At 38.7% G+C, this 23689-nt stretch carries 19 protein-coding genes, 5 tRNA genes and 2 pseudogenes; 21 read left to right on the top strand and 5 right to left on the bottom strand.

Going from position 1 to position 23689, the window contains the following annotated elements:
• Positions 1–31: 31 nt before the first annotated feature.
• Positions 32–1420, bottom strand: coding sequence for a toxin/drug exporter TdeA (gene tdeA / locus J1G47_RS09955; protein ID WP_075605387.1), 1389 nt, complete (start codon positions 1418–1420; stop codon positions 32–34).
• Between the two features lie 336 nt (positions 1421–1756).
• Here tdeA and J1G47_RS11935 point away from each other — a divergent pair.
• The 4 genes and pseudogenes from J1G47_RS11935 to J1G47_RS09940 all read left to right on the top strand — a co-directional run.
• Positions 1757–2164, top strand: a pseudogene (locus J1G47_RS11935) (FecCD family ABC transporter permease); the annotation flags it as partial.
• Positions 2159–2458 (top strand): ATP-binding cassette domain-containing protein, encoded by a 300-nt coding sequence (locus J1G47_RS11930; protein ID WP_234886087.1) that lies wholly within the window; start codon positions 2159–2161, stop codon positions 2456–2458. The pseudogene J1G47_RS11935 and the gene J1G47_RS11930, both read left to right, overlap by 6 nt.
• A 4-nt stretch (positions 2459–2462) precedes the next feature.
• Positions 2463–2597, top strand: a complete 135-nt coding sequence (locus J1G47_RS12060; RefSeq protein ID WP_268895775.1) for a hypothetical protein — start codon at positions 2463–2465, stop codon at positions 2595–2597.
• A gap of 1 nt (position 2598) precedes the next feature.
• Positions 2599–3110 (top strand): annotated as a pseudogene (locus J1G47_RS09940) (class I SAM-dependent methyltransferase).
• Between the two features lie 121 nt (positions 3111–3231).
• Here J1G47_RS09940 and rffA read toward each other — a convergent pair.
• A complete protein-coding gene (gene rffA / locus J1G47_RS09935) occupies positions 3232–4371 on the bottom strand; it encodes a dTDP-4-amino-4,6-dideoxygalactose transaminase (protein ID WP_407926560.1) in 1140 nt (379 codons plus the stop codon).
• The gene (rffC, locus tag J1G47_RS09930) at positions 4368–5039 is read right to left on the bottom strand and encodes a dTDP-4-amino-4,6-dideoxy-D-galactose acyltransferase (protein WP_005710432.1); all 672 of its coding nucleotides are present in this window, start codon (positions 5037–5039) and stop codon (positions 4368–4370) included. Before rffC ends, rffA begins: the two co-directional genes overlap by 4 nt.
• Positions 5040–5284: 245 nt before the next feature.
• On the opposite strand from rffC, the gene hflK reads away from it, so the two are divergent.
• The 10 genes from hflK to J1G47_RS09880 all read left to right on the top strand — a co-directional run bounded on the left by hflK (position 5285) and on the right by J1G47_RS09880 (position 18911).
• A complete protein-coding gene (gene hflK, locus J1G47_RS09925) occupies positions 5285–6499 on the top strand; it encodes an FtsH protease activity modulator HflK (RefSeq protein WP_207326609.1) in 1215 nt (404 codons plus the stop codon).
• Between the two features lie 2 nt (positions 6500–6501).
• On the top strand, positions 6502–7389 hold the full coding sequence (gene hflC, locus J1G47_RS09920; RefSeq protein ID WP_010786045.1) for a protease modulator HflC: 888 nt from the start codon (positions 6502–6504) through the stop codon (positions 7387–7389).
• 283 nt (positions 7390–7672) lie between these two features.
• Positions 7673–8971, top strand: coding sequence for an adenylosuccinate synthase (gene purA, locus J1G47_RS09915; RefSeq protein WP_160402847.1), 1299 nt, complete (start codon positions 7673–7675; stop codon positions 8969–8971).
• Positions 8972–9410: 439 nt separating this feature from the next.
• On the top strand, positions 9411–9713 hold the full coding sequence (locus J1G47_RS09910; RefSeq protein ID WP_160402849.1) for a DUF4391 domain-containing protein: 303 nt from the start codon (positions 9411–9413) through the stop codon (positions 9711–9713).
• Positions 9714–9753: 40 nt separating this feature from the next.
• Entirely contained in the window at positions 9754–11331 is a 1578-nt protein-coding gene (locus J1G47_RS11925; protein ID WP_328598926.1) for a site-specific DNA-methyltransferase, read from the top strand.
• Between the two features lie 79 nt (positions 11332–11410).
• Positions 11411–11722: a hypothetical protein gene (locus tag J1G47_RS12150; protein ID WP_202113946.1), complete on the top strand. Its 312-nt coding sequence runs from the start codon at positions 11411–11413 to the stop codon at positions 11720–11722.
• Positions 11723–11734: 12 nt separating this feature from the next.
• Positions 11735–14881, top strand: a complete 3147-nt coding sequence (locus J1G47_RS09895; protein ID WP_075592110.1) for a type III restriction-modification system endonuclease — start codon at positions 11735–11737, stop codon at positions 14879–14881.
• A 157-nt stretch (positions 14882–15038) separates the two neighbouring features.
• Entirely contained in the window at positions 15039–16256 is a 1218-nt protein-coding gene (gene fabB / locus J1G47_RS09890) for a beta-ketoacyl-ACP synthase I (RefSeq protein WP_005710425.1), read from the top strand.
• A 76-nt stretch (positions 16257–16332) separates the two neighbouring features.
• Positions 16333–16707, top strand: a complete 375-nt coding sequence (locus J1G47_RS09885; protein WP_010786049.1) for a cytochrome b562 — start codon at positions 16333–16335, stop codon at positions 16705–16707.
• 110 nt (positions 16708–16817) lie between these two features.
• Positions 16818–18911 (top strand): heavy metal translocating P-type ATPase, encoded by a 2094-nt coding sequence (locus J1G47_RS09880; protein ID WP_234924193.1) that lies wholly within the window; start codon positions 16818–16820, stop codon positions 18909–18911.
• Positions 18912–19235: 324 nt separating this feature from the next.
• Here J1G47_RS09880 and J1G47_RS09875 read toward each other — a convergent pair.
• Positions 19236–19311, bottom strand: a tRNA-Ala gene (locus J1G47_RS09875).
• An 82-nt stretch (positions 19312–19393) separates the two neighbouring features.
• Positions 19394–20833 (bottom strand): glutamate--tRNA ligase, encoded by a 1440-nt coding sequence (gene gltX / locus J1G47_RS09870; RefSeq protein ID WP_021110394.1) that lies wholly within the window; start codon positions 20831–20833, stop codon positions 19394–19396.
• Between the two features lie 180 nt (positions 20834–21013).
• Here gltX and J1G47_RS09865 point away from each other — a divergent pair.
• The 7 genes from J1G47_RS09865 to J1G47_RS09835 all read left to right on the top strand — a co-directional run bounded on the left by J1G47_RS09865 (position 21014) and on the right by J1G47_RS09835 (position 23597).
• Positions 21014–21089: transfer RNA gene (locus J1G47_RS09865), tRNA-Val, on the top strand.
• A gap of 46 nt (positions 21090–21135) precedes the next feature.
• A tRNA-Val gene (locus J1G47_RS09860) sits at positions 21136–21211 on the top strand.
• 57 nt (positions 21212–21268) lie between these two features.
• Positions 21269–21344 (top strand) — tRNA-Val (locus J1G47_RS09855).
• 42 nt (positions 21345–21386) lie between these two features.
• Positions 21387–21462, top strand: a tRNA-Val gene (locus J1G47_RS09850).
• Between the two features lie 204 nt (positions 21463–21666).
• Positions 21667–21903, top strand: coding sequence for a hypothetical protein (locus J1G47_RS09845; protein ID WP_015940086.1), 237 nt, complete (start codon positions 21667–21669; stop codon positions 21901–21903).
• A 105-nt stretch (positions 21904–22008) separates the two neighbouring features.
• On the top strand, positions 22009–22236 hold the full coding sequence (locus tag J1G47_RS09840) for a helix-turn-helix domain-containing protein (RefSeq protein WP_016528332.1): 228 nt from the start codon (positions 22009–22011) through the stop codon (positions 22234–22236).
• Between the two features lie 200 nt (positions 22237–22436).
• Complete coding sequence (locus tag J1G47_RS09835; protein WP_035520425.1) at positions 22437–23597, top strand: bifunctional tRNA (adenosine(37)-C2)-methyltransferase TrmG/ribosomal RNA large subunit methyltransferase RlmN; 1161 nt, start codon at positions 22437–22439, stop codon at positions 23595–23597.
• Positions 23598–23689 lie beyond the last annotated feature (92 nt).

Raw genomic sequence — 23689 nt, 5'->3', positions numbered from 1 at the left:
TAATTTCTCACTGCTATTATACTTAAATATACTATTTGCGATATTTCCCAGCCATTGCCTGATAAATGGCATTCTCATTTTTGAGCAGGGTGTATTTATTTTCAAGCAATGAAAGTTCTGAGCTACGTTCGGTGTTCATTGCACTTAGCCATTCACGCAATTCAGAGATACCTTGATCGTAGCGGTTTTTATAATATCCGCTGATTTTTCTATCGTACTCATATTTTTTCTGTAAATTCGCATAGCCACTTTTTGACAGTTGGTAAGTGGAATAGTAGGTGTCGATTTCATTTAATGCGGTTGTTACTGTCTGTTCATAGTTCAATTTAGCCAGCTTATAACCCTCTTCTGAAATCTTAATGTTATTTTGTACTCTGTTCCAATCTAAGAACGGCAAATCAAAAGACACCACGCCACCAGCGACAGGGTTATCTGACGTATTGTTAAACTTCGTTGAACTTCCTGTTAGGCTTCCCCCTAACGTGACCGTTGGGAACCAGCTATTTTCAGTTGCAGTAAGGTTTTTAAATGCCCCTTGTAAACGTTTTAGGCTTGCCAGTACATCTGGACGATTAGCAATGGTTGAAACAGGAACATTCACATCAACATCTTGTAATTTGACCTTAAGAATACTCGGATAATTGACTACAAGCGGTTCGTTCGGTTTTAAATTTAGCAAATTACGCAAAACTTGCTCACTGGATTTTTGAGCCGATTGTAAGTTGATTAAGGTATTTTGTGCAGAAAGTACCGCTTGCATTGATTGATCTACGCTAAGCTGGTCGATTAATCCCTGTTTGAATTTATTGCTTAAAATGCGGTTGATCTGCTCATAGCTTTTTATGCTTTGTTGAGTAATGCGGATTGCGTCTTGATAATAGGCAAGATTGTAATAGCTACTCACAACGGCATTAATTAAAGATAATCTCGCCGCTTGTAAATCTTTTTGGGTAGCTTTGTGTTCCCATTCTGCCGCACTTGCGGTATCTCTTAAACGCCCCCATAAATCAAGGGTATAACTTAGGTTTAAGCTAATTTGATGTCCAATACTTGATGTGCCAGTCGAGTTTAGGTTACTGCTAGAACCAACACCTTTTGAAGCAGAAGATTTTTCCGAAGCAGTGAAAGTTGGGACTAAATTTGCCCCCACTAAGTTTGCATTATATAAGGCTTTATTCACGGAAATTGCCGTTTTTGCCAAATTGATATTATTGGCAAGTGCCGTTTCAACTAAGCGGTTAAGCTGGGTATCATTATAGCCAAGCCACCATTGCTCATTGATTTGATATTGTTTCGTAATGTCTTGATATTGTTGATAATCTTGCTGTGCTTTTTGTAGAGAGCCATCGTTGCTCATATTGGTACAAGCTGAAAGTACCAGTGCAGAAAGTAATGTAAAAGTAAGTTTTGACACTTTCATTAGAAATTCCTTGATTAAAAAATGATGGGGCGTATTTTAAAGAAAACGCCCCATTTCGACTAGCTCTAAACTGAACGATCATTCATTTTTTGCAAAAATTTACATAATGTATTGACTTGTTGATCAATTTCTATCGTTATATAATTTTAAATATAATGATTTTGTCTTAATCACAGAAGCTAGATTATGAAAAAATTTCTTTCTGCATTCGCTTTATTGGCGTTTGTGACAAGTGGTGTGTCTGCCAATGAGCAGCCGATCAGTACCCATTTTGGCAATTTACCCAAAGCTGAGCATGTACAAAAAATTAAATGGAACAGCTTTTGCAATGGAACCCTGACATCATTTTTACGCAATTTACTGATATTGAGTTTGCTCTTATTACTGGCTATTTTGTTTTCGCTTAATCTCGGAAAGTATCCGATTTCGCCAACAGCAGTGTGGCAAGCGGTCGTCTGTGCTTTCTCTGTTGAATGTGAAACCAACCAAATTCAAACGGTGTTATGGCATATTCGAGTACCACGGATTATTGTTGCTTGCTTAGTCGGGGCTGCACTAGCTTGTGCAGGGGCAATCTATCAGGGGATGTTTAAAAACCCGTTGGTTTCTCCCGATATTTTAGGTGTATCGGCAGGGGCTGGTTTGGGGGCTTCGTTGGCGATTTTTTGCAATTTGCCGATGTGGTATGTGCAACTTTTTGCATTTGTCGGCGGTATTAGTGCGGTATTGTTGGTAACTGTGATACTGGAAACAAAAAACCTAACGATTGGCTATGCCGGTCAGCCTTTGATCTCAGGGATCGATTTTCGTCTGGGAACAAATGACATCTGCTGTGTGTTAGGGGCAAATGGGGCAGGGAAAAGTACCTTTTTACGCACGTTATTGGGTACTCAAGCAAAATTGCATAGGGAAATTTTCTTTGCAAACCAACCGCTTGTTACCTATTCACCACAACAGTTAGCCCAACAAATTGCCTATGTGCCGCAAGCGCATCAAAGTTTATTTCCCTTTACAGCACGCCGATTACCTTGCAGATAGCGTTGTGATTTTAGATAAGCAACATCAGCCAGCCTTTCAACAAGGGAAAAAAGCCGATATGCTTACTCTTCATCAATTAGCCAAAACCTATCGTATTGATATGGCGAGTTTGGCTCAACATTTACCTTTTAAGGAATAACATGAATTCATTCTACGACATTGATTTTGCTCAACTTTATAAACAACATCTGATTGCATGTCGTTATCATGATGTTACCGCTGAGAAATAGGATAAGAAAGCGGTTAGATTTGCCGAAACTTTTGTTGAAAAAGAGAACAGTTATACCCGTCAATTTCTAGATAAAATGAAGATTGAACCAACAGATAGCGTATTGGATATTGGCTCAGGGCCGGGAACGCTTGCCATTCCCCTAGCCCGTTTATGCAAACAAGTTTACGCCTTTTATATCTATCTGTTAAACCGTCTTTATCAGCGTGGTATTCAGGCAGAACTGACTTTTTACAGGGAGAAACAGGGGGCTTTCAAGGGGAAACATACCAAGATCTGCAAAATGCCGTAGAGTTTTCGCTAGGGACATTAACCGAACTAGAACGACAAAAATTACAGGCCTTCTATCAGCAAAAACAGCAATCTCAACAAAAAATCAGCCACGATCAAGCCCGTTGGGCGTTTATTTCGTGGCAGGTGTAGAATATCGACAAATATAAGCGGTGTGATTCTGCAGAATTTTCTATATAACCTAATTGCGATGGTATAAAGAAAAAGTCTTCACCTTAGCTCAAATCCTGAGACATTCCTTTAAGAGAATATATCAGGATTTCCAAAACAATATTGCCCTAATTACATGTTCAATACTTTCATTTTGCATATTAAAAAACAGTGGCAATCTCACTAACCGCTCGCTCTCTTTAGTCGTCCATTTGTCTTCTCCACAAAATCGGCCAAACTGCTGCCCTGCAGGGCTTGAATATAATGGCACATAATGGAAGACCGTCAAAATTCCTTTTGATTTCATTGCATTAATAAAATCCGTTCGCACCTTGAGATTTTGCCATTTTATATAAAACAGATGGGCATTTGCTTGGCACTCTTGGGGAATGTAGGGCAATTCCACAATCCCTTTCTCTGCCAAAGGCTGTAATGCGTCAAAATAACATTGCCAAATCATCTGCCGTTTTTGTTGGATTTGTTCTAACCCTTGTAACTGAGCATAAAGGTAAGCCGCTTGTATTTCTGACATTAAAAAACTTGAGCCGAGATCTCGCCAACTATACTTATCTACTTCGCCACGAAAAAATTGCTGACGATCTGTGCCTTTTTCTCGAATAATTTCAGCACGAGCGGTCAGTTCAGGCTGATTAATGACAATCGCCCCGCCTTCTCCCCCTGCGGTGATATTTTTCGTTTCGTGGAAACTGTAACAGCCAATATGCCCAATCGTGCCAAGTGCTTTCCCTTTATAAAACGCATTAATCCCTTGAGCCGCATCTTCTACCACCCATAAGCGATATTTCTGTGCCAATGCCATAATGCTATCCATTTCACACGCCACACCCGCATAATGTACAGGGACAATTACCTTCGTTTTGGGGGTAATCGCTTGTTCTATCAAGGCTTCATCGATATTCATCGTATCCGGTCGAACATCTACAAACACGATTTTCGCCCCACGCAGTGCAAAGGCATTTGCCGTAGAAACAAAGGTATAGCTTGGCATAATCACTTCATCACCCGATTGAATATCAAGTAAAATCGCTGCCATTTCTAGCGCCGCCGTACAAGAAGGTGTCAGTAACACTTTATGTGCGTGAAACCGTTGTTCAAGCCATTGCTCACATAGACGGGTAAAGTGACCATCTCCAGATAGCTTATCTGAACAGATCGCTTGCTGGATATAATTTAGCTCTGTACCTAATACAGGCGGTCGGTTAAAAGGAATGTTTTGCATCATCGATAAAACCAATAATAAGTGCCGCTGATTTTTCCGTTTAAGCGTTGATAAAGCCGAATTGCAGCTAAATTGCTCAGCTGGGTGGTAATCACCATTTTCGTCGCTTGCTGACGTTTCGCCCAAGCGATCGCATTCATTAATAAGCGATAGCTAACCCCCTGCTTTCGCCATTTTTCTGCGACCGCCAACAAGCCAATATGTGCCGTAGTCTCTTTTACTCGAAGGGTAATCATCCCTTGTATTTCACCGCTTGTGGCTTCACTGAGTAAACAAATATCGTCAAATTCTCCCTTAACTGCATTTTTAATCCATTGCCAATAAAATCGACGATTTTCTAACAATGAAAACCAAGGCGAACGAAAACGCGTTTGTGAAAACAAATGCGAAAAGGGTTCAAGTTGAACCAAATCCTGTTCCGTTGCCACACGACAAGCGGTCAGTTCAGGTGAAAAATGTGCAAGATCATATTCAAAAACAATCTCACCTTCTACAAACTGAAAATCTTGCTGCTGCACCCAAGCTATTTCCGTTATTGCCCAGCTTGGCAATTTTGTTTGAATGAGAGAGAAATCAGCGAGAACTAAATCCGAGTTGCTCCCTTTACTAATAAGATCCAGATCAGCGATATTTCGACCAAAAAAATTAGAAAGCCAAAGGTGCTTATACATTTTTCCTCTCTTATTCATTAATTATCTTTCACATATTTAAACTAGGCTGATTTTAGTCATGTTTTTTCATTATATTGAATAGGAGCAAACATATATCCGATATTTTTTATTGTACGTTATATATTGCTAAGTGACGATAAAATAATTTACACATTCAATCTAGCCAAAAGTTTTGTAAATAGGTACAATCAAACGCTTGCATTTTATTAACATTTGCGAAGAAAAATTTAACTTTGGAGAACGTTATGTCGTGGAACGAATCAGGCAATCAGCAAGATCCTTGGGGTAAACCAGGGCAAAAAAAGCCTGAACAAAAACAACCATCGGGTCAAGAAAAAGAGCCGAATAAGCAATCAAATGAACAGCAACCACCTGATTTAGAGGAAGTTTTTAATAGCTTATTGAGAAAAATGGGTGGCGGTAAAGGCAATGGTTCAAACCAAAATAACCGTCCGCCTGTTTCTGCAGGGAAATTCTTGCCTGTCTTACTCGGCTTAGGCTTAGTGGTATGGGGAGCTTCGGGGTTCTATACTGTTCAAGAAGCAGAACGTGGCGTAGTTACCCGTTTTGGCAAATTACACGAAATTGTTTTACCGGGTCTAAACTGGAAACCGACTTTTATTGATAATGTAACGCCAGTGAATATTGAACGTGTGTTAGAACTGAGAACTAACGGCTCTATGCTGACCCAAGATGAAAATATGGTGTTGGTAGAAATGACTGTTCAATACCGTATTGAAGATCCTGCGAAATATCTCTTTAGCGTAACTAAGCCTGATGATAGCTTGAAACAAGCGACCGACAGTGCATTGCGTTATGTGATCGGACATATGACAATGGACGATATTTTAACCACAGGGCGTGCGATTGTGCGTGAAAAAACGTGGAATGCCTTGCGTGATATTATCAAAAATTATGATATGGGATTATTGATCACTGACGTGAACTTCCAATACGCACGTCCACCAGAAGAAGTAAAAGCGGCATTTGATGATGCAATCAAAGCTCAAGAAGATGAACAGCGTTTAATTCGTGAAGCCGAAGCCTACGCAAGAGGGCAAGAGCCAATTGCTCGTGGTCAAGCACAACGTATTTTAGAGCAAGCAAATGCCTACAAAGAGCAAGTTGTGTTAAATGCTCAAGGTGAAGTACAACGCTTTATTCAATTATTGCCTGAATATAAAGCCGCACCAGAAGTTACTCGTGACCGCTTATATATTCAAACAATGGAAAAAGTGATGAAAAATACACCGAAGTTAATGGTAGATAGCTCAAACGGCAATAATCTAACGGTGTTACCTATTGATAAATTAATGGCTAAACCGACAGTAAATGAAGCAGTAAAAACGCCATCATCACAACCTGTTATTCAACAACAGCCGCAACTTGCTCAACCTGTCAGCCTGGCACAATTGCCAGCGGTGGAACAGAGTGAGCCTGTGCGTAAAGGGAGATTTTAAGAATGCGTAAATTACTTTTACCTGTGCTATCCGTTGTTGCATTTATCCTTTTCCAATCGGTTGTCGTAGTACAAGAAGGTCAGCGAGGCATTATGTTGCGTTTCAACAAAGTGCATCGTGATGCCGATAATAAAGTGATTGTGTATGAACCAGGTTTACACTTTAAAGTGCCTGTTATCGATCAGCTAAAAACCTTAGATGCTCGTATTCAAACCCTTGATGGACAAGAAGACCGCTTTGTCACCGTCGAGAAAAAAGACTTGCTGGTGGACTCTTATGTGAAATGGAAAATCAGCGATTTTGGTCAATTTTATACTTCAACTGGTGGCGATACACAAAAAGCTTCAACCTTATTACAACGTAAAGTCAATGACCGTTTACGTTCAGAAATCGGTTCTCGTACAATCAAGGACATCGTTTCAGGCTCTCGTGGCGAGCTGATGGCTGGCGCTCAAAAAGCCTTAAATGACGGCGAAGATGGTGCAGAACGTTTAGGGATTGAAGTGGTTGATGTGCGTGTAAAACAGATCAACTTACCAAATGAAGTATCTGCGTCAATTTATCAACGTATGCAAGCTGAACGTGCTGCCGTTGCTCGTGAACACCGTTCACAAGGTGAAGAAAAAGCAGAATTTATTCGTGCTGATGTTGATAAAAAAGTGGTGCTGATTTTAGCCAATGCAAATAAAACCGCCGAAGAGCTGAAAGGTCAAGGTGATGCAGAAGCGGCTAAAATCTATGCTGAAGCATTTAAACAAGAACCTGAGTTTTACAGTTTTGTGCGTAGTTTGAAGGCTTACGAAGAAAGTTTTGCCGCAGGCTCAAACAATATGATGTTGCTTAAACCAGACAGCGAATTTTTCCGCTTTATGAAAGCACCTACAAAATAGTTGTATCCAAAGACCCGATAAAGCGGGTCTTTTTTATCTTTAAAATAGAAAGCTACAACGAGGTTGTAAAATTTTAGGTTGTTATATAACAGTTTATATTAACCAAAATGTAGGGACACACTGAGTGTGTCCGCTCATAAAAGATCATATTGAGGACACACTCAGTGTGTCCCTACAGTATGCCTGAAAGATTGAGGTTTAGCGTAACTGTAACAACCAAAAAAATCTAATCGCTTGTATGCTTTTGACATTCACTAAACCTAACTAAAAGAGGCAATTTATTATGGGTAAAAGTGTTGCAATCCTTGGGGCTCAATGGGGCGATGAAGGTAAAGGCAAAATCGTAGATTTATTAACGGATCGTGTGAAATATGTGGTTCGTTACCAAGGTGGACACAATGCAGGTCACACCTTAATTATCAACGGCGAAAAAACCGTACTTCGCCTTATTCCATCAGGTATTTTGCGTGAAAACGTGACCTGCTTAATCGGCAACGGCGTAGTTCTTTCCCCTTCAGCATTAATGCAAGAAATGGGCGAATTAGAGTCCCGTGGTATTAATGTGCGTGACCGCTTAAAAATCTCTGAGGCTTGCCCACTAATTTTGCCATATCACGTTGCAATGGATCACGCTCGTGAAGCGGCGTTAGGTAAAAACAAAATCGGCACAACGGGCCGTGGTATCGGCCCTGCTTACGAAGACAAAGTCGCTCGTCGTGGTCTGCGTGTCAGCGATCTATTCAACCGTGAAGCCTTTGCGGAAAAATTAAAAACTATTTTGGAATACTACAACTTCCAACTGGTTCACTACTACAAAGTTGAGCCAGTCGATTACCAAAAAACCTTAGATGATGTTTTTGCGGTAGCAGACATCATCACAGGTATGGTTGCAGATATTACAACCCTATTACACAAAGCTCGTGCCAACGGCGACAATATCCTATTTGAAGGTGCGCAAGGCACAATGTTAGACATTGACCACGGTACTTATCCATTTGTAACCAGTTCAAATACCACCGCTGGTGGTATTGCAACAGGTTCTGGCTTCGGGCCTCGTAATTTAGATTATGTATTAGGTATCATTAAAGCTTACTGTACCCGTGTGGGATCTGGTCCATTTACGACCGAACTGTTCGATGAAGTCGGTGCAGAAATTGCTCGTAAAGGTAACGAATTTGGTGCGGTCACAGGTCGCCCACGTCGTTGTGGTTGGTTTGATGCCGTTGCTGTTCGCCGTGCAATTCAAATTAACTCAATCTCAGGCTTCTGCATGACTAAATTAGATGTACTTGATGGCTTTGAGGAATTAAAAATCTGTGTCGCATACAAATTACAAAATGGCGAAATCGTAGAATACTCACCGCTTGCGGCGGCAAACTGGGAAGGGGTTGAACCGATTTATGAAACCTTACCAGGTTGGAAAGAGAATACTTTCCGTGTAACTAAATTAGAAGATTTACCGCAAAATGCGATCAACTACATCAAACGCATTGAAGAAGTGTTAGGTGTACCAGTCGATATTCTTTCAACAGGCCCAGACCGTGTTGAAACCATGATTTTGCGTGATCCGTTTGCGGCGTAATTAATACCTAAAAATTCTTGCCCAAAGAACAAGTTGCTAAGTTTTATATATAAGACAAAGCAACTTGTTTTGTTTAAAATAAGGCATGATTTCTTCTTATTGATCTTGTCCTATGAAAATTATTGATAATATTAACTCTATTCTTGGTGAAGATATTCGTTCTCAAATAAATAATTACAGGAGTTATTTTTACTCTAAAATCTCGCCATACAGACAACCAACATAACAATCCAAATCGCCTTTACCCTTATTATATTGTTTATATTCAAAAAAACGGTAAAGTAGTTTATGATTACACTAAAGCTAAACACCTGTTAGATATTGCCCGCAAATTCAACGCCCATTGCTGAAGCTTATGAAGCTTTTAATAAGCGAACAAAAGACGGTAGAGATATGCGTCAACAGTTGATATTGTGATAAAGGAAATCCAACAAATAAATTGAAAACAGTCATAGGCAGTTATTATCGTTCAAAATGGTTTGAAGAAAATGAACGTTCTAACCTGCCACTGTTTTTACATTTAGTTGATTTATATGAGCATATCATTTCTGAATTATTACCAATTAATACAGATACATTATCATCTATTGAAGAGAAATTAGCATTAAATAAAAAATTGGAACATATACATCAAGAAATAAATCAACTTAAAAAGAAACTTAAAGCTGAAAAGCAGTTCAATCGTAAAGTAGAGATTAATTTAAAATTAAAAGAACTTGAAAAACAGCTTTCTTATTTTTGATTAAATAATATTGTTTAGACTAAAAGAATATGGAGTATTTATGTCCACTGAACTCAAAATGCACACCGAGAATTTGGTTGCAAAAAATATTGAAAAACTGACCGCTCTTTTTCCAAATTGCATTACTGAAATGCGTAATGAGCAAGGAGAAATAATAAAAGGTGTAGATTTTGACTTACTTCGACAAGAACTTTCTGAAGTCTTAGTCGAAGGAAATCAAGAGCGTTATCGCTTAGACTGGGTTGGAAAAAAACAGGCTATTTTGGCTGCCAACGAACCTATTGCAAAAACTCTTCGCCCTTGCAGAGAAGAAAGTGTTAATTTTGATACCACACAAAATTTATTTATTGAAGGTGACAATTTAGATGCTTTAAAACTACTACAAGAAACCTATCTTGGCAAAATAAAAATGATTTATATTGATCCGCCTTACAACACTGGAAATGATTTCATCTATAACGATGATTTTACAGAAAATTATAATGATTTTTTGGAAAGATCTAACCAAATTGATGAAGAAGGTAATCGTCTAACTGCTAATACAGAAAGCAATGGACGTTTTCACTCCGATTGGCTATCTATGATGTACAGTCGCCTTAAATTAGCTCGAAATTTACTGAGTGATGATGGTGTTATTTTTATTTCTATAGATGATAATGAACAAGCAAATTTAAAAAGAATTTGTGATGAGGTTTTTGGAGAAAATAATCTCATAAACAATATCTCAATTAAAATGAGTGAACTATCTGGCGTAAAAATGAAGCATATGAAAAAATATCCTAAAATCAAGGAATTTCTATTAATATATGCTAAAGATTCTAACATATCAGAATTAATAATTGAAAAAAGACAAAAGAATAAAGAAACTCTAGAAAACTATCTGAAATACTATTCATATTTTATTGAAAATATTCAAGATAGATGTGAAGACTGGATAATAACCCCTATATCTAAACATATAGATGTATCTAGAAAAAGTGAAAAAGAATTTAATGATTGGAAAATAGAGAATGCTTATAGAGTTATATATAGAACTAATAGTAAAACTATCGATAAGTATTTAAAAGAAAACCCAAACAGTCCTAAAATATGTAAAATCATTAATGATGATGGAAAAGAAGTATATAAATGGGAAAATAAAGAAATGTTATTCCTTGAAAAGTACATAGAAGAATATATAGGAGACATATGGCTAGATATATCCACAATAAATCTAAATAAAGAAAATGAATCTATACCATTTGAAAATGGTCAAAAACCATTAGCTCTTTTAAAAAGAATTTTACAAAGTATTAATACTCAAAATTCAATTATTCTGGATTTTTTCGCTGGTTCTGGAACAACAGCCCATGCTGTAAATTTACAGAACTCTATTGATGGTGGAAACAGAAAATATATTCTAGTACAATTACCTGAAAAACTTAGTGAAAAAGTAGATTCACAAAAAGAAAGTTATAAATTCTGTATAGATAACAATCTAAAACCATTAGTATCGGAGATTTCCAAAGAACGCATTCGCCGTGCAGGAAATAGAATTATCGCAGAGCAGACGGATCGGATCGGATCGCCAAGATTATGCTTTAATAAATTCAACTCCACAACTAGATATTGGCTTTAGAGTCTTAAAAATTGACTCTACTAATATGAAGGATGTGTATTACACACCTGATAAACTTTCCCAATCTCTGCTTGATCAAATGACTTCTCATATTAAAGAAGATCGTTCGGCAGAAGATCTCTTATTTCAAGTGATGCTTGACTGGGGCATTGAGCTTTCCCTATCCATTACGCGTAAAACTATTGATAACGCAACGATCTACTTTGTAGGAGAAAATAGCCTTGTTGCCTGTTTTGATCCGCTTACTCCTGAGATAATCAATGTGATTGCTCAAGCGATGCCTTTACGAGTAGTCTCCTGCGAATCTGCTATTATTGCCGATCACGATAAAACCAATATTAAAGAACGGTTTAAACAACTATCACCAGATACAGAAGTACGTTTTTTATAAAGGGGGAATAAAATGAAACTTCAATTTAGAACCCTAGGTTATCAACTTGCAGCAGCCAAAGCAGTGGTAGATTGTTTTACAGGTCAACCTAAATCAACAGGTCATCGCTATCAACGAGATAAAGGCTTAAATAAAGGCTCTAAAATTCAACTTAGCTTAAATATGCCATCACAAGCGGGAAGTTTTGACGAGGATATCGTAAATGGTGATATCGGATTTCGTAATGCTCCTATCACTCATTTAAACAATGTACTGAGTAATATTCAAAAAGTACAAGGTGAAAGTGGTTTAACCCCTTCCGATAAACTTATCACTGACGATAATGGTAAAGGCAAAAATTTAACTTCTAGCCAGCTCAATATTGATATTGAAATGGAAACAGGAACCGGGAAAACTTATTGTTATATCCGTACAATGTTTGAACTAAACAAACACTATGGGTGGTCAAAATTTATTATTGTCGTACCAAGCATTGCGATTCGTGAAGGTGTAGATAAAAGCTTTAAACTGATGGAAGAACATTTCCAGCAGGAATATGGCAAAAAAGCTCGCTGTTTCATTTATGATTCAAAATCATTACATCATTTGGAAAATTTCAGTGCTGATAGTGGCATTAATGTAATGATTATTAATGTCCAAGCTTTTAATGCAACAGGTAAGGATCAACGCCGAATTTATGAAGAATTGGACGAATTTCAATCTCGCCGTCCGATTGATGTTATTCGCAAAAATCGTCCAATTTTAATTTTAGATGAACCACAGAAAATGCAAGCGGATAAAACGTTGCAATCATTAGCAAATTTTAATCCGCTATTTATTTTACGTTATTCTGCAACACATAAACGTAACTATAACTTAGTTTATCGTCTTGATGCTCTTAATGCTTATAACCAAAAATTAGTTAAAAAAATTACTGTAAAGGGAATTGAAGTCCAAAATCTTTCTGGTACAAGCGGTTATTTATATTTAGAAAATATTGAAATTTCGAAATCTTTACCAATTGCCCGCTTAGAATTAGAAATAGCAACTAAAAATGGTTTTAAACGAGAAATTCGTAAAATCAGTAAAGGCGATAATTTATTTGAAATTACCAAAGCACAACAATATCACCGCTATGTGGTAGAGGATATTAATTTTCGAGAAAGCACCGTGTATTTTACTAATGGCGTTAAAATTCATATCGGTGAAGCGTTGGGAGATGTCAATGAGACAGCTGTGCGAACCATTCAGATTCGTGAAACTATTCGCTCACATTTAATAAAAGAACGCCAATTATTCGATCGTGGCATTAAGGTACTAAGTCTATTCTTTATTGATGAAGTTGCCAAATATCGTCAATATGATGAAGACAATAACCCTATTGATGGTGAATATGTTCGTATTTTTAAAGAGCAATATAAGCAAGTTATCAATGAGTTTTCTGAATTGGATTTAGATGGATACGGATATTGGAACTATTTGCAAAATATTGATGTGAATAAAACCCATAATGGCTATTTTTCTATTGATAAAAAATCAAAAAGAATGGTTGATCCAAGCTTAGATAAGAAAGCTGAAGAGGCACAGATTTCTAATGATAGCGATGCTTATGATTTGATTTTGAAGGACAAAGAACGATTACTTTCCTTTGAAGAACCTACTCGTTTTATCTTCTCTCACTCCGCTTTGCGTGAAGGGTGGGATAACCCCAACGTATTTACCATTTGTATTTTAAAATATTCTGATAATGATATTTCCCGCCGTCAAGAAGTCGGACGAGGATTACGTTTAGCAGTGAATAATAAAGGGGAACGAATGGATGCTAAATATTTGGGAGAAAATAGCCGAGAAATACATCAAATCAATAACTTAACTGTTGTCACGAATGAAAGCTATAAAACCTTTGTGAAAAATTTAGAAGCAGAAATGCTAGAAGCAATTTCAAGCCGTCCGAGCAAAGCGGATGAAGCTTATTTTACAGGCAAGGTTATTATTCTCAACGATGGCAAAAAACATCAAATTAGTGAACAAGAAGCAAAACAGATTTATCGCTATCTATTAAAAAATGATTATATTGATGATAACGATCAGATTACCGATAACTATCATCAAGCTAAGCAGGAGCAAAATTTTGCAAAATTACCAGATAATTTAACCGCGTACCAAACACATATATTTACATTGATTGATGGAGTGTTCGATCCAAAAGCCCTTGAAGGTATGGTTGAAAACAGTAGTCAAAAAATAATGAATCCTATTAATAAAACAAATCTACAACGAAAAGAATTTCAAGCATTATGGCAACGAATCAATCATAAAGCTGTATTTGAAATTCAGTTAGATAGTGAAAAATTAATTGCTGATAGTATATCTCAAATTACCCGAATCGCTTGTGAACGGGATAATCGTTTTGTTGAATCAATTAGTTATAAATTGGGTACAACAACACAAAAAGAACAAATTGACTATAATGACTTAAAAGTAAAAGAGAGTTTTGGGGAATATCGTACTCAAACAGAAAAAACAGCAATGTCGGCAAACTCGCAAGTTACTTATGATTTAATTGGGGAAGTTGCCAATAAAACGAATCTGACTCGCCGTACTATTGTTGAAATTTTAAAAGGTATCAATAATGCAATTTTTGCACAGTATAAATATAACCCTGAGGCCTTTATTCGTGAAGTCAGCCGAATTATTAATGAGCAACAAGCCAATATGGTCATTCAAAATCTGACCTATCATCCGTTGCAGCAAGGTTATCCTGACAGCGAGATTTTTATTAGCAATGAGATAAAAAAAGAGGCATTTAAAGCTACACGACATATTTGGGAATATGTTCCGACAGATTCTGTCATTGAAACTACGTTTGCTGAAGCTTTGGATAATGCTAGTGAAGTCATAGTTTATGCGAAATTACCAGACAGTTTCCATATTCCAACACCTTTCGGCAATTACAATCCTGACTGGGCAATTGTGTTTGAGCAACAACAAACTCGTCAGATTTATTTTATCGCTGAAACAAAAGGCACAAGTGAAGAAGGCGAACTCCGTTTTAATGAATACAATAGGATCAAAAGTGCTAAACGTTTCTTTGACATACTTAACCAAAATACTACCGAACAAAAAATCCGCTATGATGTAGTGAGTAATTTTGATGAATTGATGCAAATTGTTAAATAATTAGACTTCAATGAAGAGTATAAGCTCCCAGGTTCCTGCTTTTTTTGTATAAAACAGATCGGATCTGACCGCTCGTTTACATTTATATTGCGAACTTAGTGGCAAAGTAGTGTAAAATAGCCAAGTTTTCGTGATTTATATTCATAGAGGAAAAAGAATGAAAAGAGTAGTCATCACAGGTATCGGCATTATTTCGAGTATCGGTAATAACAAAGAAGAAGTATTAGCTTCATTAAAAGAAGGTAAATCAGGCATTGAATTTGTACCTAAATTTGCTGAAGTGGGTATGCGTAGCCAAATTGCAGGGACGATTAAATTAAACCCGGCAGAATTAATTGACCGTAAAGTATACCGTTTTATGGGCGATGCTGCAGCTTATGCTTACCTTTCAATGAAAGAAGCGATTGAAGATTCAGGTTTAACCGAAGAGCAAGTGTCTAACGACCGTACCGGTTTAGTTATCGGTGCAGGCACAGGCTCTGCACATAGTCAATTAGTGGCTTGTGATGCAGTGCGTGGTCCTCGTGGCGTAAAAGCAGTTGGTCCTTATGCCGTAACTAAGACAATGGCTTCAAGTGTATCTGCTTGCTTAGCAACCCCTTATAAAATTCGTGGTGTAAACTACTCTATCAGCTCTGCTTGTGCAACCTCTGCACACTGTATCGGTCACGCAATGGAGTTAATCCAATTAGGCAAACAAGATGTGGTTTTCGCGGGTGGTGCTGAAGAGCTATCTTGGGAATGTGCAACGGAATTTGATGCAATGGGTGCAGTTTCAACTAAATACAACGAAACCCCAACTAAAGCTTCTCGTGCTTACGATGCCAACCGTGACGGCTTCGTCATCGCAGGTGGTGGTGCTGTTGTTGTGGTTGAAGAGCTTGAACACGCCCTTGCTCGTGGTGCAAAAATTTATGCGGAAATCGTAGGCTATGGTGTAACATCAGACGGTTACGATATGGTTGCCCCAAGTGGTGAAGGTGCGGAACGTTGTATGAAACAAGCGATGGCAACAGTTAAAGGCGAAATCGAATACATCAACGTACACGGTACATCAACACCAGTGGGTGATGTGAAAGAATTAGGTGCAATCAAAAATGTCTTTGGCGATAAAACCCCAGCGATTTCATCAACTAAATCAATGACTGGTCACTCATTAGGTGCAGCAGGTGCTCACGAAGCGATCTACTCGCTATTAATGTTAGATAACGATTTCATTGCACCAAGTATCAACATTGAAGAACTTGATGAACAAGCACAAGGTGTGAATGTCGTGACAGAACGCCAAGACAAAGCATTAACAACCGTAATGTCTAACAGCTTCGGCTTTGGCGGTACAAACGCTTGCTTAGTTTTCCAAAAATATCGAGGCTAATCTTGCTTAATTTTTGAAATCTGATATAAGGGAGTGGGAATTTTCCCACGTCTTTTTTATTTATTTGGAGTGAATAATGTTAAAGTTTAAACATTTATTATCTATTTTAGTATTGGCAGTTTCAGCAAATGTCGTGGCAAGCGGTGTATCAATGGAAATGTTTCAAATGAAACGCCAAATTAACCTATTAACGAATGCCCAAACAGCTGAAGAATTTACGCAAAATGCCGATAAATTTATTGAAGTGTCTAAAAAAGCCCAAGCAACTATGCCAAATAGCTTAGATGGCGATCAAGAGAAATTCAAAGGCTATCAACAAGGTATGCAAGAAGTCATCGATGTGGTTGCTCAAGCAAAAAACTTAGCAAGTCAAGGTAATTTAACGGAAGCAAAAACAGTTATTGCACGTTTAGATAGTTTAAGAAAACTGTATCATTCGGTATATAAATAAACATCTAGCCTAAAGTTAAATGGACGAAAATGGTGTAATAGACAAATTTGTTGCAAAAAAGCAGCTTAAAAAAGTCTCTCCCACAATTTGTGTAAATACCTGTTTCTGAGATAATACATTCAGACACAGGTATTTACACAAATTGTTGGAGAGGCTCGTCAGTCAATTTAGCTGATCAAACTGCCTTTGTACAAGGTAAGGTCACGGCTGATGCGGTAGTACAAGCGGTGACAAAAATCGGTTTCGGTGCAGAATTGCTAGAAAGCGAAGAAATTCGTCGGGCAAAGCAGCAAGCCCAAACTGCAGCAGCCTTAACCCAGAAGCGTCGTCAATTTACTGTTGCATTAGCGGTTGGGGTAATGTTAATGGCATACGGAATGTGGTTCGGTACGTCGCCAACTGTAGAAAATCGTCCGCTTTGGTTTGCTTGGGCGGTCATCACCGCCAGCACTATGTTTTTTAGCGGCAAACACTTTTTTACAGGGGCATGGACAAGTCTAAAACATCGTGCAGCCACGATGGACACCTTAATTGCAATTAGCACAGGCGTTGCCTTTCTTTATTCGCTGTATTTAACGCTATTTCCTCAATCCCATTCCCATTTGTACTATGAAGCCAGTGTGATGATCATCGGCTTTCTCAATCTAGGAAAATATCTTGAGTTAAAAGTAAAACAGCGTTCATCGCTTGCCTTAGAAAAATTGCTGGATTTAGCACCGCAGCAAGCGGTTGTTTTTGACGGAGAAATTACAAAAACCATTTCAACTAAAGGTATCAAACCACAGATGCGGATTCAGGCTCTGACAGGAGACAGATTTGCCGTGGACGGCGTGTTGCAGAGCGGTTCATTATGGGTAGATGAATCAATGCTCACAGGCGAAGCGTTACCTGTTGAGAAACGAGTAGGCGATAAAGTGCGAGCTGGAACCATTGTTCAAGATGGTGCTGGTATTTATCTTGCCGAGCAAGTGGGTTCGCAAACTGCACTAGCTCGGATTATTTCCGCAGTCCGTCATGCACAATCCTCTAAACCACCATTAGCACAATGGGTCGATAAGGTTGCGACGGTGTTTGTGCCTATTGTGGTGAGTATTGCCTTGTTCAGTGCATTAGTTTGGTTGGCATTAGGTCAGGATTTTGCCTTTGCATTATCTATTTTCACAACAGTTTTAATCATCGCTTGCCCTTGTGCCTTAGGATTGGCTATTCCACTTTCCACCATTGCAGGGGTCGCTCGTTCGGCTGAATTGGGTGTATTAGTAAGAAATATTGAAGCACTACAAGCGAGTAGTGAAATTGATACTTTGGTGTTTGACAAAACAGGAACCCTTACCACTGGCGAAATGCAGGTTACACAGATTAACACTTTAGGCAATGTATCTGCTGACGAAGTACTACGTTTAGCCAAAAGCCTTGAACAGCAAACGGCTCACCCGATTGCTAAAGCGATTGTAAAATATCACCCTGATCTGACCGCTTATCCTGCGAGTAACATAAAAGTTGCCAAAGGTTTAGGGATTTCAGCTCAAGTGGGAGAAAACAATGTAAAAGTAGGCAATCGGCAATTTGTTGCTTCTGACTTTTGTGAAGAGCAAGATTTGACTACGCAAGTTTTCGTTTCACTCAATGAACAGCTCATTGGCGTGATCTATTTGCAAGATCAACTTCGCCCTGAAAGCCAAGCGGTTATTACACAATTTAAACAGCAGGGCTATCGCTGCATAATGCTCACAGGCGACCGCCAAGCTACAGCAAACTATTATGCCGAAACATTGGGTTTAGATGAAGTGATTGCAGAAGTGTTGCCGGAGCAGAAAGCTGAACAAATAACGAAGTTACAGCAGCAAGGGCGGAAGGTGGCAATGATCGGTGATGGGATCAATGATTCTCCCGCATTAGCTCAAGCGAATGTCGGTGTTGCAATGTACAATGGTAGTGAAATTGCGATAGAAACTGCGGATCTCTCATTAATGCAATCGGGATTACAACCACTAGCAGCAATTTTGCCCTTCTCAAAACAGGTTGTACAGAATATGAAACAGAGCCTAGTCGGTGCCTTTATTTACAATATCATTGCCATTCCGATTGCTTGCGGTGTACTTTATCCTTTTACTGGCTGGTTATTAAACCCGATGATTGCGGCAGTTGCTATGGCTTTGTCGTCTGTGACTGTTGTGTTAAATAGTCAGAGGTTGTTAAGATAAAAGTACAAAATAGAGAGCAAAAAAGAATTCTATTTACCATCGTGTTATTACCAGCCCCAACCATTCAAGGAGTGATAGAGGATCACTATTTGGGTGTCTGCGTTACTGTTAGATTCATCTATTTCAGTATTTGTGAGTAATGTTATTATGCTGAAGCATAACAATCTTATTTTATTGCTTACAGCTCCGTGCCGTAAAACTCCGCTATTTTTGTCTACTATACCTTTTTGTTCACATCCAACAAAAAAGAGAAATAAAAAAGCCTTGAAGTTTTTACATTTCAAGGCTTTATATTATGTTTGTCTAGATCTGCTGAAATCAATTTGGTGGAGATAATCGGGATCGAACCGACGACCTCTTGAATGCCATTCAAGCGCTCTCCCAACTGAGCTATATCCCCAAAATTGCGAGAAATGATATGCTCTCGCTTTTTTTCTGTCAATCTGAAAACAATGGAAATAGATTAATTGATTAAAAACTAACTAGTTCTGCGCTTCAATAAACGCAATCGCTTTTTGAATACGCGCAAGCGTTCTCTCTTTACCAACTAACTTCGCAGTAATATCCATAGATGGCGACTGCCCTGAGCCTGTTACTGCAAGGCGGAATGGCATACCCACTTTACCCATACCGATGTCAAGCTCTGCGGCAGTTTGGTTCATTGCATCGTGGATATTTTCAACACTCCAATCATCACAAGCGGTCAGTTTTTCCAATAATTTCGCAAGTGGTGCAACTGCTTCTGCTTTGAAGTTTTTCGCTACCGCTTTTTCATCATAGCTATCAAATTCTTGATAGAAATAACGGCTTTGGCTTGCTAATTCTTTTAAGGTTTTTGCACGTTCGCTTAAGACTGGAATGATCTCTGCTAATGCAGCTCCTTGAGAGAAATCAATCCCCTGAGCATTCATATGCCATTCAAGGTATTTTGCGACATAGTCTGCAGGCAAACTACGCATATAATGTTGATTTAACCACTGCAATTTTTCAGTGTTAAAGGCACTTGCCGATTTGCTTACAGAATGAATATCGAATAATTCGATCATCTCTTCACGAGTAAAGATCTCTTGGTCGCCGTGTCCCCAGCCTAAACGCACAAGATAGTTAATTAAGGCTTCCGGTAAATAGCCATCATCACGATATTGCATTACGCTGACTGCACCGTGACGTTTAGAGAGTTTCTGACCATCATCGCCGTTAATCATCGAAACGTGCGCGTAAGTTGGAATTTCTGCTCCTAACGCTTTTAAGATGTTGATTTGGCGTGGTGTGTTGTTGATATGATCTTCGCCACGGACAACATGGGTAATGCCCATATCCCAGTCATCTACAACCACACAGAAGTTGTAGGTCGGTGCACCATCGGTACGGCGGATAATTAAGTCGTCTAATTCGCTGTTGCTGATTTCAATGCGTCCACGCACGGCATCATCAAAGACCACTGAGCCTTCTGTTGGATTTTTAAAACGAACAACGTGCGGTTCGCTTGGATCGTGTGAATGATCGCCTAAGCAATGGCGGTCATAACGAGGTTTCTCTTTATTTGCTTCTTGGTTTGCACGTAATTCGTCTAAACGCTCTTTGGAACAATAGCAGCGGTATGCTGTGCCTTCTTCAATCATTTGATCGATCACTTGGTTATAACGATCAAAACGTTTTGTTTGGAAATAAGGACCGTGTTCCCACGCCAAGTTAAGCCATTCCATTCCTTCAATGATCGCAGCGGTTGCTTCGGGGGTAGAACGCTCAAGGTCAGTATCTTCAATGCGTAATACAAATTCGCCGTTGTTATGTTTAGTATACAACCAAGAATAAAGTGCGGTTCTTGCGCCACCAACGTGTAAATAGCCTGTCGGGCTTGGTGCGAAACGAGTACGCACTTTTACATTCGGATCTAAAGGGAAAAGGGTTTCAATTTTCATATTATCGCCTATATTTTTTTGATTTTGATAAACAAAAAGATTTCGGTATTTTACCCCTCTTGAGCGGAAATCCTAGTAGAAAATCAGCAATTTGGGCGAAAAATTCAACGAACAAGTAAAAAATAGCAAAAATGGATTGACTGAAAATTTTTGAACTCTATAATGCGACCCCACAACGACGGGCGATTAGCTCAGTTGGGAGAGCACCTCCCTTACAAGGAGGGGGTCACTGGTTCGAGACCGGTATCGCCCACCACTTCAACTTTTGAAGTCCGTTGTTACAATCTAATTTAGTTTGAAAAGGGCGATTAGCTCAGTTGGGAGAGCACCTCCCTTACAAGGAGGGGGTCACTGGTTCGAGACCAGTATCGCCCACCACTTTTTTAAAGTACCAACCTTTCAAACTTCCCATTAGTTTAAATGCTTATCTTAAGTGGGCGATTAGCTCAGTTGGGAGAGCACCTCCCTTACAAGGAGGGGGTCACTGGTTCGAGACCGGTATCGCCCACCACTTAATCCAAGTGTTTAAACTAGTCGAAACCGCAAGGTATTCGGGCGATTAGCTCAGTTGGGAGAGCACCTCCCTTACAAGGAGGGGGTCACTGGTTCGAGACCGGTATCGCCCACCACTTACTTTTCATCAATCACTTTATTTTACAAACTTTTTGTCTTATCTAGCCGCTTGTTTTTAACTTTATTACTATTTTTTCGATCTCTGTCGAAAAATTTATCTCTTGTTCTTTCCCTTTTTTGTATTTCGATTAGGCTTTTTCTGTTTTTCCATAAACTATACGTTTTAAACGTATATTTAACTTAAAAATAGGAGTAGAATAATGAATGTCACTTTTGTGGAATTACCGCCTTTTGAGGAATATAGAAAAAAGTATCTTGACGATGACACATTTAGATTATTACAAAATGAGTTATTAAAATTTCCCGATAAGGGAGAGCTTATTCAAGGTACTGGGGGACTAAGAAAATTGCGTATTGTAGATATTATTAGACAAAAAGGAAAAAGAGGCGGAGCTAGGGTAATCTATTACTATTATGTGCAAGGGAAACAAGTTTAGTTGTTCCACGCCTACAATAAAAACCAACAAGACGATTTATCTAATGAAGAACGTGTGGTTTTGGCGAATACATTAAGCTATTTAAAATCTTTAGTGAGGTAATATATGGGAAAATTATTTAATGAACTAATGGAAGGGATGCAAGCATTAGAGTTGCATTTAAAAGGCAAAATCACACTAAAAACCACTGTCGTAGAAGTTCCCGATCCGATAGTAATTACCCCTGAAGAAGTGAAAGCCATTCGCCAAAAATTAAATCTTTCACAAGCGGTTTTATTATTAAAAATGGTTGAGAAATCACCAAAAACATTTGAGCAAATTGCGAGCATTTAAGTGAATATCGGCTTGTTTATCGCAAGCCGAACTATTTTTGTGATCCCCGTCGAAAAATTCATTATTTCAACTTTTCAAATCTTGTAAAAATCACTAGCCTAAATGAGCAGACAACAGTAGAATTGCCACCTTTAATTTAACTAAATTCCAGCAAAACTAACCTTTTGCCACAAACCGTGTAACAACGAGGCTTTCAAACAATGTCTGAACAAATTCAAGCAACCGATGCAAGTTGCAATTCAACCAAAACTGAAAAAATTAACTTATTAAACTTAAACCGTCAGCAGATGCGTGAACTGTTTGCGGAAATGGGCGAGAAACCATTTCGTGCTGATCAGCTGATGAAATGGATTTATCATTTTGGTGAAGATAATTTTGATAATATGACCAACATCAATAAGGTGTTGCGTGAAAAATTAAAACGGATCGCTGAGATTAAAGCACCTGAAGTTGCCGTAGAACAACGTTCTGCCGACGGCACAATCAAATGGGCGATGTGGGTTGGCGATCAGCAAATTGAAACGGTATATATCCCAGAAGATGATCGTGCCACCTTGTGTGTTTCTTCGCAGGTGGGTTGTGCCTTGGCTTGTACTTTCTGTTCAACGGCACAGCAAGGCTTTAACCGTAATTTAAGCGTATCTGAAATTATCGGGCAGGTGTGGCGTGCATCAAAAATTATCGGTAACTTTGGTGTAACGGGCATTCGTCCGATTACCAATGTGGTGATGATGGGAATGGGTGAACCATTGTTGAATATGAATAACGTTATTCCAGCAATGGAAATTATGTTAGATGATTTTGCTTATGGTCTATCTAAACGCCGTGTGACTCTTTCAACATCAGGGGTTGTACCAGCGTTAGATAAAATGCGTGAGCAGATTGATGTTGCATTAGCGATTTCATTGCACGCACCAAACGATGAACTGCGTAATGAATTAATTCCACTGAATAAAAAATACAACATTAAAACGTTAATTGATTCAGTGAATAAATACTTAGAAGTATCAAACGCTAATCACGGTAAAGTGACGATTGAATATGTGATGCTAAGCCACGTCAATGATGATGTGGAACACGCTCATCAGTTGGCAGATGTATTGAAAAATACCCCAAGTAAAATCAACTTGATCCCGTGGAACCCGTTCCCAGAAGCACCTTATGCGAAGAGTTCAAATACGCGTATTGATCGCTTCCAAAAAACCTTGATGGAATATGGCTTTACGGTGACAGTGCGTAAAACTCGTGGTGATGATATTGATGCTGCCTGTGGGCAACTTGCAGGTGATGTGATTGACCGCACTAAACGCACCTTTGAAAAACGTAAATTCGGCGAAGGGATTGCGGTTCAAAATCAGTAGTATATTTCAAGGTAGAGACACACTGCGTGTGTCCGTTCCAACAATCGTAATTCGTATCGGCGGACACACGCGGTGTGTCCCTTGTATATTAA

The sequence above is a fragment of the Glaesserella parasuis genome (assembly GCF_017352235.1).
Taxonomy (GTDB): Bacteria; Pseudomonadota; Gammaproteobacteria; order Enterobacterales; family Pasteurellaceae; genus Glaesserella; species Glaesserella parasuis.
Note: the sequence above shows the minus strand (reverse complement) of the source record. Positions and strands in the feature narration are given on the sequence as shown.